Annotated in this window: 17 protein-coding genes; 14 read left to right on the top strand and 3 right to left on the bottom strand. The window is 67.2% G+C overall.

Features of this window, described 5'->3' with window-relative positions; translation table 11 throughout:
• Positions 1-8 precede the first annotated feature (8 nt).
• Positions 9-728: a tRNA (guanosine(37)-N1)-methyltransferase TrmD gene (gene trmD, locus ABDC25_RS09460; RefSeq protein ID WP_021200462.1), complete on the top strand. Its 720-nt coding sequence runs from the start codon at positions 9-11 to the stop codon at positions 726-728.
• Positions 729-775: 47 nt separating this feature from the next.
• Here the strand turns inward: trmD and ABDC25_RS09455 are convergent, their stop codons facing one another.
• A complete protein-coding gene (locus ABDC25_RS09455; RefSeq protein ID WP_021200463.1) occupies positions 776-1369 on the bottom strand; it encodes a histidine phosphatase family protein in 594 nt (197 codons plus the stop codon).
• 71 nt (positions 1370-1440) lie between these two features.
• Here ABDC25_RS09455 and ABDC25_RS09450 point away from each other — a divergent pair, with 71 nt between their 5' ends.
• On the top strand, positions 1441-2178 hold the full coding sequence (locus ABDC25_RS09450; RefSeq protein WP_347122721.1) for a class I SAM-dependent methyltransferase: 738 nt from the start codon (positions 1441-1443) through the stop codon (positions 2176-2178).
• Between the two features lie 18 nt (positions 2179-2196).
• Here the strand turns inward: ABDC25_RS09450 and map are convergent, their stop codons facing one another.
• Complete coding sequence (gene map / locus ABDC25_RS09445) at positions 2197-2979, bottom strand: type I methionyl aminopeptidase (protein ID WP_029259112.1); 783 nt, start codon at positions 2977-2979, stop codon at positions 2197-2199.
• 109 nt (positions 2980-3088) lie between these two features.
• Between map and ABDC25_RS09440 the strand changes: the two genes are divergently transcribed.
• The 9 genes from ABDC25_RS09440 (at position 3089) to ABDC25_RS09400 (ending at position 10196) form a co-directional block, all read left to right on the top strand.
• Positions 3089-3577: an MFS transporter permease gene (locus ABDC25_RS09440; RefSeq protein WP_167254211.1), complete on the top strand. Its 489-nt coding sequence runs from the start codon at positions 3089-3091 to the stop codon at positions 3575-3577.
• A 169-nt stretch (positions 3578-3746) separates the two neighbouring features.
• On the top strand, positions 3747-4094 hold the full coding sequence (gene rplS / locus ABDC25_RS09435) for a 50S ribosomal protein L19 (RefSeq protein WP_017830722.1): 348 nt from the start codon (positions 3747-3749) through the stop codon (positions 4092-4094).
• Positions 4095-4211: 117 nt separating this feature from the next.
• The gene (gene lepB / locus ABDC25_RS09430; RefSeq protein WP_021200473.1) at positions 4212-4937 is read left to right on the top strand and encodes a signal peptidase I; all 726 of its coding nucleotides are present in this window, start codon (positions 4212-4214) and stop codon (positions 4935-4937) included.
• Positions 4934-5593 carry a ribonuclease HII gene (locus ABDC25_RS09425; RefSeq protein WP_021200474.1) on the top strand — a complete coding sequence of 220 codons (660 nt, stop codon included), beginning with the start codon at positions 4934-4936 and terminating at the stop codon, positions 5591-5593. Before lepB ends, ABDC25_RS09425 begins: the two co-directional genes overlap by 4 nt.
• 72 nt (positions 5594-5665) lie before the next feature.
• Positions 5666-5992 carry a DUF2469 family protein gene (locus tag ABDC25_RS09420; RefSeq protein WP_017830719.1) on the top strand — a complete coding sequence of 109 codons (327 nt, stop codon included), beginning with the start codon at positions 5666-5668 and terminating at the stop codon, positions 5990-5992.
• A gap of 157 nt (positions 5993-6149) precedes the next feature.
• On the top strand, positions 6150-6512 hold the full coding sequence (locus ABDC25_RS09415; RefSeq protein WP_021200475.1) for a YraN family protein: 363 nt from the start codon (positions 6150-6152) through the stop codon (positions 6510-6512).
• Positions 6509-8038: a YifB family Mg chelatase-like AAA ATPase gene (locus ABDC25_RS09410; RefSeq protein ID WP_021200476.1), complete on the top strand. Its 1530-nt coding sequence runs from the start codon at positions 6509-6511 to the stop codon at positions 8036-8038. Before ABDC25_RS09415 ends, ABDC25_RS09410 begins: the two co-directional genes overlap by 4 nt.
• Positions 8035-9246: a DNA-processing protein DprA gene (gene dprA, locus ABDC25_RS09405; protein ID WP_347122717.1), complete on the top strand. Its 1212-nt coding sequence runs from the start codon at positions 8035-8037 to the stop codon at positions 9244-9246. Before ABDC25_RS09410 ends, dprA begins: the two co-directional genes overlap by 4 nt.
• A 47-nt stretch (positions 9247-9293) precedes the next feature.
• The gene (locus ABDC25_RS09400; protein ID WP_322953497.1) at positions 9294-10196 is read left to right on the top strand and encodes a tyrosine recombinase XerC; all 903 of its coding nucleotides are present in this window, start codon (positions 9294-9296) and stop codon (positions 10194-10196) included.
• Between the two features lie 22 nt (positions 10197-10218).
• Here ABDC25_RS09400 and ABDC25_RS09395 read toward each other — a convergent pair whose 3' ends face one another.
• The gene (locus ABDC25_RS09395) at positions 10219-10743 is read right to left on the bottom strand and encodes a M23 family metallopeptidase (protein ID WP_347122714.1); all 525 of its coding nucleotides are present in this window, start codon (positions 10741-10743) and stop codon (positions 10219-10221) included.
• A gap of 304 nt (positions 10744-11047) precedes the next feature.
• Between ABDC25_RS09395 and rpsB the strand changes: the two genes are divergently transcribed.
• The 3 genes from rpsB (at position 11048) to pyrH (ending at position 13676) form a co-directional block, all read left to right on the top strand.
• Complete coding sequence (gene rpsB, locus ABDC25_RS09390) at positions 11048-11998, top strand: 30S ribosomal protein S2 (protein WP_029265446.1); 951 nt, start codon at positions 11048-11050, stop codon at positions 11996-11998.
• Between the two features lie 41 nt (positions 11999-12039).
• A complete protein-coding gene (gene tsf / locus ABDC25_RS09385; RefSeq protein WP_029259163.1) occupies positions 12040-12867 on the top strand; it encodes a translation elongation factor Ts in 828 nt (275 codons plus the stop codon).
• Positions 12868-12959: 92 nt separating this feature from the next.
• Positions 12960-13676 carry a UMP kinase gene (gene pyrH / locus ABDC25_RS09380; protein WP_017830711.1) on the top strand — a complete coding sequence of 239 codons (717 nt, stop codon included), beginning with the start codon at positions 12960-12962 and terminating at the stop codon, positions 13674-13676.
• Positions 13677-13736: the final 60 nt, after the last annotated feature.

Genomic DNA, 13736 nt, shown 5'->3' with positions numbered 1-13736 from the left:
GTTCCTCCGTGCGCATCGACGTCCTCTCCATCTTCCCGTCCTACTTCGACGGCCTGACGCTGTCCCTGCTCGGCAAGGCGCAGAGCACGGGTCTCATCGACCTGCGTGTGCGAGACCTGCGCGACTGGACCTCGGACCGTCACCGGACGGTGGACGACACGCCGTACGGCGGCGGCGCCGGCATGGTCATGAAGCCGGAGCCCTGGGGGCTCGCGCTCGACGAGATCGCCGGTTCCTCCGACACCGAGGACGGGCAGCGACCGACCATCATCTTCCCGTCGCCGGCGGGGGAGGTCTTCACCCAGAAGACCGCGCGTGAGTTGGCGACCCGTGAGCATCTCGTCTTCGGCTGTGGTCGTTACGAGGGCATCGACGAGCGCGTGTTCGAGTTCGCCGCCGATCTCGGCGAGGTCCGGTTGATCAGCCTCGGCGACTACGTCCTCAATGGGGGCGAGGTCGCGACCATGGCGATGATCGAGGCGATCGGCCGACTCATCCCCGGTGTCGTCGGCAACCCCGAGAGCCTCGTCGAGGAGTCGCACGAGGACGGACTGCTGGAGTATCCGTCCTACACGAAGCCCGCGTCATGGCGTGAGCGTGCCGTGCCGGACGTTCTGCTCAGCGGCAATCATGCCGCGATCGCCGCCTGGCGTCGCGAGCAGCAGTTCGTGCGGACCCGAACCCGTCGACCCGACCTGCTTGCGGAGGGCGAAGCCGCGTCCTCGTGATCGACGGGCAGATCTGAATCCCGTCGGGCCCGGCGTCAACGTCCGCCTCAGAGAATCCGCTCGGACCGGCGTTCGATATCGAAGACCACACCGTGCGGATGCCGCAGACCGAGCGCACTCGATGCGTCCAGTCCTCGCAACTCCGCGCGCAGCATGCGTCCGATCATCTCGTGGCTCACGAGCAGGGGGACGCCCTCGGCCGCCCACCCACAGTTGCTGAGCGCCTTCCGCGCCCGAGACCTGGCCTGCGCGTAGCTCTCCCCGCCCGGGAATGCCCAGCCATAGCGGTTGGCGGCACGTTCCTCTCTGGCGGTCGGGTAGACCTCGTCGATCTCTTCCCATGTCATCCCGGCGAGCTCACCGTGGTCGAGCTCTGCGAGCTCCGGCACCTCGATCAGTTCCGCTCCGATCCGATCGGCGATGATGATCGCCGTCCGCATCGCTCTGCCGAGAGGGCTGGTGCACACGGTGAGCACGTGAGCGCCCACGAGTCTGTCCGCGATCGCGTGGGCGTGGGCGACACCGGCCTCTGTCAGTGGAGAGTCGAGCTGGCCTTGGAGTCGGTGCTCGACGTTCCACACGGTCTGCCCGTGCCGAGCGAGGAGCACACGCTCCGGCACATGACGGTCCTGCGGAATCATGGATTCAGAATGGCATACGCCGCAGTTCCCGGACCCGCGGGGTGTGAGATGAGCCTTGGTAACGTCGAGTCATGCCTGAACATGCGCTCGCAAGGTCGTTCGAGATCATCGGTGACGACTACGACAGATACCGCCCCGGATTCCCGGAGGCAGCGGCGGCCATGATCGTTCCGACAACCGTCGACGTCGGGCTGGACCTGGGTGCCGGGACCGGCAAGTTCACCGAACTGCTCGTCGATCGTGCGCGGCGCACGGTGGCCGTGGAGCCGTCGGAGCGCATGCTGCAGATGCTGCGAGTCAAACTCCCCGACGTGGAAGCTCAGATCGGAGCAGCGGAGCGGATTCCGCTCGGGGATGCGTCAGTGGACGTCGTCACGGTTGCCCAGGCCTTCCACTGGTTCGATCGTGACGCGGCCTGCGACGAGATCGCTCGCGTGCTGGTCCCCCGAGGGGCGCTCGGGCTGCTCTGGAATCGCTCCGATCCGACGTGCACCTGGGACCGGGCTTGTCACCGCATCGCTCATCCGGCGGTGTCCGAGGCCGACGCGACGACCGACGGTGCGGCTGAGGTGCTTCCCCATTTCGAACTCGTCCGCCGGGAGGAGATCCATTGGGCCGAGCGCATCTCGCGCGACCACTATCTTCGTCGATGGGCGACGGTGAGCAGCCTGCTCGTCGCCGAGGAGTCGACGCGTGCGCGGATGCTGGGGGAGATCGGGGCGGTGCTCGACAGTTCAGCGGGCACGCGTGGAAGAGAGATGCTCGACCTTCCGCAGGTCACGGACGTCTACGTCTACCGCCGCGCCTGAGAGACCGGCCGCACTCGATCAGTCGACGCCGAGGAACGACCGGTCCGTGAGGATGAGGGGTCCGTCCTCGGTGATGGCGATCGTGTGCTCCGAGTGCGCGCCGCGGGAGCCGTCGACGCTGCGCAGAGTCCATCCATCCGGGTCCGTGACCAGTTCGTCGGTTGTCGCAAGGAACCAGGGCTCCAGTGCGAGTACCAGGCCCGCACGCAGGGGGAAGCCCCGTCCGGCGCGGCCGTCGTTCGGGACATGCGGATCCCCGTGCATCGTGCGCCCCACGCCGTGTCCGCCGAAGTCGGTGTTGATCGAGTAGCCGTCTCCGTGGGCAACGGCAGCGACAGCTGAGGAGATGTCGCCGATGCGGTTACCGACCGTCGCGGCGTCGATCGCTGCCACCAAGGCGCGCTCGGTGGTGTCGATGAGTCGTAGGTCTTCTTCGCGCGCGGTCCCGACGACGAACGAGACTGCGGAGTCCGCGACCCATCCGTCGACGGAGACGGCGAAGTCGAGGGTGACGAGGTCACCGTCGCGCAACGTGTAGTCGTGGGGGAGCCCGTGCAGGACGGCGTCGTTGACCGAGGTGCAGATGACCTTGCCGAACGGGCTCGCACCGAACGAGGGGTGGTAGTCGATGTAGCAGGACTCGGCTCCGGCTTTGCGGATCAGGTCGTGTGCGCGTCGATCGATCGAGAGGAGATTGGTCCCGACCTTCGTCTCGTCGCGCAGCGTCGCCAGGGTCTCAGCCACGAAGCGCCCTGCGGCGCGCATCTCATCGATCTCGGCGGGGGTGCGCAGTTCGATCATCGGGTGTCCTCTCGTCATCTCCATTCTCCCTGATCCCGCACCGGCGGATCCCCGACCGCTCTCAGCGAACACCGGGACACGCGGGGACGCAGCGACGTACGATCTGAGCATGTGGTTGCGACAGGCCTTCTTCCGCTGGCTCCTTCCGGCGGCGTTCCTGCTGCCGCTCTGGCTGCTGATCGGGTGGGGAGTCTTCCAAGGCGGCTGGTCGATCCTCTGGGTGCTGCTCATTGCGATGCCGTCCGTCTTCCTGGGCCAGCTCCTGCTGACGCTGCTCACGCGTTCACGGCCGTCCGTCCGCATCGAGCGTGCCGTCTCCTGGTGGGATGTGGCGGGGTTCACCGTGTGGAACGGGCTCACGATCGCCGTCGGATTCTTCATCGACGGGGCGTTCCCCTGGTTGCTCACCGGTGCGATCGTGGCGGGGATCGCCCTGATCTGGTTGCAGCTGTGGCAGCTGTGGAACGAGGCGAAGGGAAGCGGTACCCGACTGCGCGAGACCATCACGTGGTCCACGATCCCGACGGTCGATGAGCCGGCACCGCCGACGCGCGCGCACGAGGTCATCGTGGTGCGGGAGACCGATTCCCGCGACTGACGTCGTCGTTTTGGCCGGGCGCCGTATCCGTGGCAGAATGAATGTTTGTGCTGTGACCGGCTCTGCCACAGGGGAGCCCGCGGACGCGTCTGCTCCGTACAGCTCACTCCTTTTCTTGTTCCTTTGAATACATGCATGCGACCTGTGGCGGGTGCAGAGAGAGACGATCATGCAGATCCTCGACGCCGTCGACGCGGCTTCCCTCCGTTCGGACATCCCGGACTTCTTCCCCGGTGACACCGTCAAGGTGCACGTCAACATCACCGAGGGCAGCCGCTCTCGTATCCAGGTCTTCCAGGGCGTCGTCATCGGTCGCCAGGGCGACAGCGTGCGCGAGACCTTCACGGTCCGCAAGATCAGCTTCCAGGTCGGCGTCGAGCGTACCTTCCCGGTGCACTCCCCGGTGATCGACCACATCGAGGTCGTCACCCGCGGTGACGTGCGTCGCGCGAAGCTCTACTACCTCCGCCAGCTGCGCGGCAAGAAGGCGAAGATCAAGGAGAAGCGCGACCGCTGAGTCGCAGCATCTCCAAAGCACCCCGGGACACGATGTCCCGGGGTGCTTTGTTCTCCCACCGGTGTGCGAACCTAGATACCGTCGCCGCACGACGGTGCATGATCGTGAAGGAACCTGATGACCGAATCCCCGTCCGCGCCCACGTCCAGACGTCGTCGCGGGTTCCTCGTATTCCTTCGCGACGTCCTCGTGATCGTCGTGATCGCCGCGCTGGTCTCGTTCGTGGTGAAGACCTTCGTCGTGCGTTCGTTCTACATCCCCTCCGCATCGATGGAACGTACCCTGTTGATCAACGACCGCATCCTGGTCGATGAGCTCACGCCGCGATGGACCGACTACGAGCGAGGTGACGTGGTCGTCTTCAAGGATCCGGGCGGGTGGCTCGACGGTCAGCCGCAGACCCCTGCACAGCCGCCGCTGGTCGAGGCCGTCGACTGGGTGCTGAACTTCGTGGGCATCTCCGCGACGGACTCGCAGGACCACCTCGTCAAGCGCGTGATCGGTCTGCCGGGCGATCATGTGGTGTGCTGCAACGCGCTCGGCCAGATCACGATCAACGGCGCGCCCATCGACGAGCTCAGCTACCTCAATCTGCCTCCCGGGGACACGGCCGCGTCCAACGAGCCCTTCGATGTCGTGGTCCCGGAGGATTCCGTCTGGCTGCTCGGAGACAACCGCGATCGCTCGCGTGACGCCCGTGCGCACCAGGATCTCCCCAGTGGCGGATTCGTGCCGATGGAGAACATCGTGGGAAAGGCGTTCCTCACGACGTGGCCGTTGAACAGGCTGGGACCGATCGACGGGCACCACGAGATCTTCAACGGCGTCCCGGATCCGGAATGACCGTCGTCGCACCGAAACTCACTCTCGAGAGGCGCCTCCTCGGTGAGTGCGAGGTGATCATCTCGCTCGATGAGGTCGGCCGAGGGGCACTCGCGGGTCCTGTCGCCGTGGGCGCGGCCGCGATGAATGCCGCAGGCGCGCGTCGGCGCGTGCCGGAAGGCCTCCGCGACTCCAAGCTCGTGACGGAGAAGCGCAGACCTGAAGTCGCAGCACGCGCCGCCGCATGGGTGCAGGCGTCGGCCGTCGGATGGGCGAGTGCGGAGGAGGTCGACGAGGTCGGCATCATGCGGGCGCTCGGTCTTGCCGCGTCGCGTGCGGTGCAGGCCGTCGCGGATCAGGGGGTCGCGCTCGACGACGCTCTCGTCCTGCTCGACGGCAACCATGACTATGTGTCGAGGGCGCACCCGGTGCCGCTCCACGTGCGCCCGGTGATCAAAGCCGACCGAGACTGCGCCTCCGTCTCCGCGGCGTCCGTGATCGCGAAGGTCGCGCGGGACCAGCACATGGCGGAGCTCCACGAGACGTATCCCGCGTATCAGTGGAACCGCAACAAGGGCTATGCCAGCCTCGAGCATCGCGACGCGATCCGCGCCATCGGGCTCTCCCGCTACCACCGCGCGTCGTGGGCGATCGCCGACGTTCCCACCCTTTTCTGAGCCGACCGCGGCGCGCACGGCCGACCGCTGGATGACGCGCCCCGGTGTCCGCGACTCTAGGATGGACACATCATGGATGAGGAAGCCTTCGACGACTACGACCGCGAGCTCGAGCTGGCACTGTTCCGGGAGTACCGGGATGTGGTGTCGCAGTTCCAGTACGTCGTCGAGACCGAGCGGCGGTTCTACCTGGCGAACGAGGTCAACGTCGTCCGTCGTGACACCGAGCATGATTTCTATTTCGAGATCTCGATGACCGACGTCTGGGTGTGGGACATCTACCGAGCCGACCGCTTCGTGAAGGCCGTGCGCGTGCTGACGTTCAAGGACGTCAACGTCGAGGAACTGCAGCGTCGGGAGTTCGAGCTCCCCCAGGAGCTCTCGCTCGACGGCGAGTGACGGCGCCTCTCGACGAAGCATCTCGGGGAGCTCTCTCGGCGCGTTGCGGATCTCGGTGTTCCTGCACCCCGCGCTGCGAGTTCGAGTTCTCCCCGACCACCGGGGTTGTGCGCCGGCGCCGGCCACGTGCGATCCGCATGCGCGTGAAGCTGGCCGTATGGCAGCGAAGGACGAGCTCGGAAGAGCAGGGGAAGAGCGGGCCGCTCAGCATCTGAGGCGTCGCGGGTACACCGTGCTCGCCAGGAACTGGCGGTGCGCGCAGGGAGAGATCGATATCGTCGCCGTGCGCGACCACCACCTCGCGGTGGTTGAGGTCAAGACGAGACGGACCGCCGTTTACGGGCACCCGTTCGAGGCCATCGACGCTCGCAAGCGACGTCGGCTCTGGCAGCTCGCTCAGGCATGGGCGACGGAGAATCCGGAGGAGGCGCGAGGGCGCGTCCTCCGGCTCGAAGCGATCGGCATCATCGGGTCCGATCCGGCCTCCGGCTCGCTCGAGCACCTCGTGGACATCGCGTGACGACCTCGCGCACCTGGGCGGTCGCGCTCACCGGCGTCGATGGGCATCTCGTCGAGGTCGAAGCCGACATGTCGAACCAGACACCGGAGTTCCGGATCATCGGGCTCCCCGACAAGTCCCTCGGCGAAGCCGTCCAGCGCGTGCACAACGCCTGCAAGAACGCCGGGCTGGATCTTCCACGGCGACGGCTCACGGTGAATCTGTCGCCGGCGAGCCTCCCCAAGCACGGCGCCGGGTTCGACCTGGGGATTGCCATGGCCTGCCTCGCTGCAGGCGGTGTCATCTCACCGCGGTCGATCTCGGCGACGGTCCACATCGGCGAGCTGGGTCTCGACGGCAGGATCCGGCCGGTGCTCGGGGTTCTGCCGGCGGTGTTCGCAGCGGCACGCGCCGGATTCGAATCGGTGATCGTGCCACGGGGAAACGAAGCCGAGGCACGTCTGGTACCGGGTGTCGATGTGCGCGCAGCCGCTTCACTCGCAGAGGTCGCGGTCTGGCACGGTGCCGATGTCGAAGTGCCCGATGTGGAGGCGGTCGTGCTGGCATCGACTCAGAGCGGACCACGTGACACGCTCGACCTCGCCGATGTCGTCGGTCAGGAGGATGCCGTGGAAGCGTTGGTCGTCGCCGCTGCCGGCGGTCATCATCTGCTGTTGAGCGGACCTCCAGGCGCGGGTAAGACGATGCTCGCGCGCAGGCTTCCGGGCATCATGCCGTCCCTCACGGAGCAGGAGGCACTAGAGGTCGCGTCGGTGCGATCACTCAGCGGAGAGCCCGTCGCAGCGCTCGATGTGCTCCCGCCGATCGAGGCGCCGCATCACAGCGCGTCTGTCGCATCGCTGGTCGGAGGGGGCTCGCGCACGGCGCGACCGGGAGCGATCGCACGTGCCCACCGCGGTGTGCTGTTCCTGGACGAGGCTGCCGAGTTCTCCCGGGTCGCACTCGATGCGCTCCGACAGCCGCTCGAATCCGGGGCGATCGAGGTGCATCGGGCGGGATTCACCGCCACGTTTCCCGCGAGATTCCAGCTGCTGCTCGCGATGAATCCCTGTCCGTGCGGGAACCACGGTGTCCGCGGCGCGGAGTGCGTCTGCCCACCCATGTCGATCAGGCGATACTCCACGCGCTTGTCCGGACCGCTTCGCGACCGTCTCGACATCGATCTGCAGGTGAGTCGTGTCGCGGCATCGCGAGCGATGGGCGATCATTCTCCATCGATGACGACGGCGCAGGCTCGAGAACGCGTCGCTGCGGCCCGAGAGCGAGCTGCCCATCGGTGGATGAGTATGCGGTGGCGACGCAATGCAGAAGCGCCGGGGACCAGTCTGCGTCAGGGGGCACTCCGACTGGCTCCTGCGGTGCGCGCTCCACTCGATCGAGCCCTCGAGCGCGGCGCCCTCACGCTCCGTGGGTACGATCGCGTTCTGCGTGTGGCTTGGACGATGGCAGATCTGGCGGAGCTCGATCGTCCCGGGATCGATGAGGTCGGACGGGCGCTGCATCTCCGAAGGGGGCTCCCGCGATGATGGATGTCCTCCTCGCTGATTCCGAGATCCTCGCCCTCGCCCGCACCCTCCATCCCGGTGATGAGCTGGCCGATTGCGTCGCGCGTGTCGCCTGGTCTGTGATCGCCGAGCCCGGCGATGCAGTGGCCGGATCGTTGATCGAATCGCTCGGTGCAGCGGATGCGCTTTCTCTCGCTGTGGGAGATTCGTCGTCGCTTCTCCCTCCGGGCGGTGCCAGCGCTACGGCAACGCGCGCACTGGTCGACGGTCGAGCCCGCTGGCGCCCCCGCGCCGATCCTCGGGCGGTCATGGCCGCGCTGCGCGGAGGTGTCGCCGTGCGAGCGCAGCTCGTGATCCCGGGAGACGCCGCATGGCCCCGCGGTCTCACGGATCTCGGCCCACACGCCCCGAGCGCGCTGTGGGTGCGCGGCCGCGTGGAGTTGCTCGGCCGCGAGCCCCGAGTCTCGATCGTCGGGGCTCGAGCCTGCAGCGGGTACGGCGAGCACGTGGCGACCGAACTGGCGGGTGATCTCGCGGCCACCGGCGCCGTGATCGTCTCCGGTGGTGCGTACGGGATCGATGGGGCCGCGCATCGTGCCGCACTCGGCGTTCAGGGCGCCACGATCGCGATCCTCGCCGGCGGCGTGGACCGCGCATATCCTGCCGGCCATCAGAGTCTCCTGCGTCAGATCGCGGAACGAGGGGCTCTCGTGAGTGAGCCGCCGTGTGGGGCGGCGCCCACCAAGTGGCGATTCCTCGCTCGAAACCGTTTGATCGCGGCGCTCGGCCATGCGACGGTCGTCGTCGAGGCGGGGTGGAGAAGTGGATCGCTGAACACCGCGGGCCACGCGGCCTCGCTCGGTCGGCCACTCGGCGCCGTGCCCGGTGCAGTGACGTCTGCGTCGTCGGCGGGGTGTCATCGTCTGCTCCGCGAGTACGACGCACACTGTGTGACCTCCGCGCAGGAGGTGAGGGAGTTGTACGGCGCGATCGACGAAAGAGTCGAGGAAGACGGGTCAGAGCGGGACTCGAGCCACAGCCGCGTGCTCGATGCGTTGGGTACCCGGACGCGTCTGTCCATAGAAGAGGTGGCGCGTCGCTCCGGCCTGTCTCCTGATCGGGTTCGGGCCGTACTCGGGCTCCTTCATCTCGAGGGCGACGTCGCGCATGACGACGGAGGGTGGCATCGTCAGCGCCCCGCGAGAGCATCGGCTTCCCGTGCACGATGAACGGCGAGGCTGCCGCGGACAGGGCATGCGCGGGGCAAGCTGGACTCATGGATCTCGCTGCCGCGACGGAGGCGTTCGCCGAACACCTGGAGAAGGTGCGCCGGCTGTCCGCCGCGACCGTCAAGGCCTATCGCTCAGACCTGCGAGACCTCGACGCCGCGGCGGGTGGTGTTCCCCTCGAGTCCGTCGACCTCGAGGTGCTTCGGGACTGGCTGTGGCGCGCCACTCAGCGTGGCGACGCCAGATCGACCCTCGCGCGCCGCGCCGCCACGGCCCGCTCATTCTTCAATTGGGCTCAGGAGCAGGCGCTCATCACGCATGATCCGAGCCTGCGCCTGGTCGCCCCGAAGAGGGGAAGGACGTTGCCGACGGTCGCCTCGCGGGACGCGATGTCGACACTTCTGGATTCTCACCGCGACGCCGCCGAAGAGGGCGACCCGATCGCGTTGAGAGACCACGCCATCCTCGAGCTGCTGTACGGCTCCGGTATCCGTGTCTCCGAGCTCTGCGGACTGGACATCGACGATCTCGATCTCGACCGCGGTACGGCGCGAGTGCTCGGCAAGGGCGCGAAGGAACGCATCGTGCCCTACGGCACTCCGGCGCGCGACGCATTGTCGGCGTACCTGAGGCGCGGTAGGCCGGTACTCGTCGCGCGCGCCCGAACCTTCACCCCTGCCGTGATCCTGGGCAGCCGCGGTGGCAGGGTAGGGCCGCGGACCGTGTACGAACTCGTCGCGCGGGTTCTCGCGCCGATCGTGGGTGCCGAGACGATCGGTCCTCACGCTCTGCGGCACACCGCGGCCACTCATCTGCTCGACGGGGGAGCCGATCTGAGGGCGGTCCAGGAGATCCTCGGACACGCCAGCCTCGGTACGACGCAGATATACACCCACGTCTCCACCGAGCGTCTGACGGCGACCTATCGACTGGCCCATCCGCGCGCATGATCTCTCGCTAAGCCCCCGTCGCTCAGCGTGCTTCGCAGCAGGGGAGCAGGACGGCTCTCGGAACGCCGTCGAAGAGCAGCAGGGGATTGATGTAGTCGCCGTCCAGCCGCACGCCGAGGTGGAGGGAACCCGCGGCGGTGTGCCCGCCGATATCCAAGACTCCGAGCGCCTGCCCGGCCGTGACGACATCACCCGCGACGAGCGTCGACCGAACGGGTTCGAGAGTCGTCACGAGGCCGCCGGTGTGCTCGATGGTGAGGAGCGGCCGATCCACCACGGTGCCGCGGAAGGCGACCACACCGTCCGCGGGGGCGGACACCTCTGCTCCCACCACTGCGGCCAGATCGACGCCGCGATGGCCGGCACCGTACTCGTGCGCGGGCGCGCGAAACGGAGCCGCGACAGCGCGAGGCCCGGCCACCGGCCAGCTCCAGCGAGGCCATTCGGTTGTCGAGGGAGCTTCCGCCGCCGCCACGGGAGCCGGCGCGGTGAGAGCGAGCAGCAGAGCGACGACGAGAAGGGAAAGGGCTCGGGGGACTGTGCGCATGGTGCGAGTCTGGTCGGGTGCACTCCGTCGCGGGCACCGGAATGGTCGGCCGCCGCGGGACACCGGAACAAGACCGGCGTGCGGCGTGAGGTGCAGGGTGAGTGCCCGCGCGATCCTGTATGCTGGGGGAGCACCTCGAAATCGAGGTGACTACGCGTGCCCAAAGCGATTCACTTCGCGGCATCCACTCCCACAGGTCCTTCTCCTCGATAAGGCGGGCGTGAGCCGGGCACCAGGAAGTCCGATCATCCGATCGGCTTGCAACCTCAACGGCGCAGAACCGCGCCAGAACCAGGAGACGACCATGGCTGTGGTCACCATCCGCCAGCTGCTCGACAGCGGCGTGCACTTCGGACACCAGACCCGTCGGTGGAACCCGAAGGTCAAGCGCTTCATCCTCACCGAGCGCAGCGGTATCCACATCATCGACCTGCAGCAGTCGCTGGGTTACATCGACAAGGCCTACGACTTCGTCAAGGAGACCGTCGCCCACGGTGGCACGATCCTCTTCGTCGGCACCAAGAAGCAGGCGCAGGAGATCCTCGCCGAGCAGGCGACCCGTGTGGGTCAGCCCTTCGTCAACCAGCGCTGGCTCGGTGGACTCCTCACCAACTTCCAGACGATCTCCAAGCGTCTCGCTCGTATGAAGGAGCTCGAGGAGCTCGACTACGAGGTCCCCGCGAACAGCGGCTTCACCAAGAAGGAGCTCCTGCTCAAGAAGCGCGAGCTCGACAAGCTGCACAAGTCGCTGGGCGGTATCCGCAACCTCACCAAGACGCCCTCGGCCATCTGGGTCGTCGACGCCAAGCGTGAGCACCTCGCGATCGATGAGGCCAAGAAGCTCGGCATCCCCGTGATCGGCATCCTCGACACGAACGCCGACCCGGATGACTTCCAGTACCCGATCCCCGGCAACGACGACGCGATCCGCTCCGTCTCGCTGCTGACGCGCATCATCGCCGACGCCGCGGCCGAGGGCCTGCAGCAGAAGCACAACCCGGAGACCGGCGACGCCGAGCCGCTGGCCGACTGGGAGAAGGAGCTCCTCGAGACTCCCGCACAGGAGGTTCAGGAGTCCGCTGACGCCGCCGAGGTCGTCACGGCAGACGACGCCGCTGCCGTCGTCGAGACGCCCGCCGCCGACGAGACCGCTGCCGACGAGGCCGGTGCTGAGGCGCACGACGAGGCGATCGCCGCCGCTTCCGGTGAGGAGACCGCTGAGGTCGCCGCCGCCGAGGCTGCTGACGCCAAGTAATCCCTCGTACACACACCTAACGAAGCAAGGAGCCACCACACATGGCCAACTTCACCATCGCTGACCTCAAGGCGCTGCGTGAGCAGCTCGGCACCGGAATGGTCGACACCAAGAAGGCGCTCGAGGAGGCTGACGGAGACGTCGCGAAGGCCACCGAGATCCTGCGTCTCAAGGGTGCGAAGGGCAACGCGAAGCGCGCTGACCGTTCCACGAGCGAGGGACTGATCGTCGCTCGCGAACAGGACGGCGCCGTGACGCTCATCGAGCTCGCCTGCGAGACCGACTTCGTCGCGAAGAACGAGCGCTTCATCGCGCTGGCCGACAAGGTCGCCGACGCTGCAGCAGCGGTCAAGGCTGACTCGGTCGACGCCGCCCTCGCCGCCTCTGCCGGCGACAAGAGCGTCGAGCAGGTCATCTCCGAAGAAGCCGCGATCATCGGCGAGAAGGTCGAGCTGCGCCGCGTGCGCACGATCACCGGCGACAAGGTCGAGGTCTACCTGCACCGCACGAGCAAGGACCTTCCGCCGCAGATCGGCGTCGTCGTCGCCTACTCGGGTGACGATGCCGAGACCGCGCGCAGCATTGCGCAGCACATCTCGTTCGCCAACCCGTCCTACCTGTCGCGTGAAGACGTGCCGGCTGACGCGGTCGAGAAGGAGCGCGAGATCGTCACTGAGATCTCCCGCAACGAGGGCAAGCCGGAAGCGGCTCTCCCGAAGATCGTCGAAGGCCGCGTCTCTGCGTTCATCAAGCAGGTCGCCCTGCTCGAGCAGGACTATGCCAAGGACAACAAGCTGTCGGTCGCCCAGGTGGCGAAGGACGCCGGTATCACCGTGACGGACTTCGCGCGCTTCAAGGTCGGCGCGTAGCACCGTCGAAGGGGTTCGGATCGCCAAGATCCGAACCCCTTCTTCATGCCCACGAGGCACTATCTTGAATCGGGACGAGAGGACACCCACCCATGACTGAACGCACCGGACGCCGACGCGTCCTTCTCAAGCTCTCCGGAGAGGCATTCGGAGCGGGACAGCTGGGTGTCAGCCCCGACGTGGTCTCGCAGATCGCCCGTGACATCGCTGCTGCGGTGGACCGTGTCGAGGTCGCGATCGTCGTCGGCGGGGGCAACTTCTTCCGCGGCGCAGAACTGAGCCAGCGAGGCATGGACCGCGGTCGCGCCGACTACATGGGCATGCTCGGCACGGTCATGAACGCGCTCGCCCTGCAGGATTTCCTCGAGCAGGCCGGGGCCGCCACCCGTGTGCAGTCCGCCATCTCGATGACCCAGGTCGCCGAGCCGTACATTCCGCGTCGGGCTGAGCGTCATCTCGAGAAGGGGCGGGTCGTCATCTTCGGTGCCGGGGCCGGCCTCCCGTACTTCTCCACTGACACCGTCGCGGCACAGCGTGCGCTCGAGATCGGCGCGGACGAGGTCCTCGTCGCCAAGAACGGCGTCGACGCCATCTACACCGCCGACCCCAACAAGCATGCCGACGCGGAGCGCATCGAGCGCGTCACCTATCGCGATGCGCTCCAGCGTGGTCTCAAGGTCGTCGACTCGACCGCCTTCAGCCTGTGCATGGACAACAGCATGGACATGCGCGTGTTCGGCATGGAGCCCGCCGGGAACGTGACCCGTGCGCTCCTCGGCGAGCCGATCGGAACCCTCGTCACCGCCTGAGCGTGTGACACGGCGGAGACGACTTCGCCCGATAGAATTTGCAGAACACCCCGACGATAG

Origin of the sequence: Microbacterium sp. SY138 (assembly GCF_039729145.1) — a bacterium.
Classification (GTDB): domain Bacteria; phylum Actinomycetota; class Actinomycetes; order Actinomycetales; family Microbacteriaceae; genus Microbacterium; species Microbacterium maritypicum_A.
Note: the sequence above shows the minus strand (reverse complement) of the source record. Positions and strands in the feature narration are given on the sequence as shown.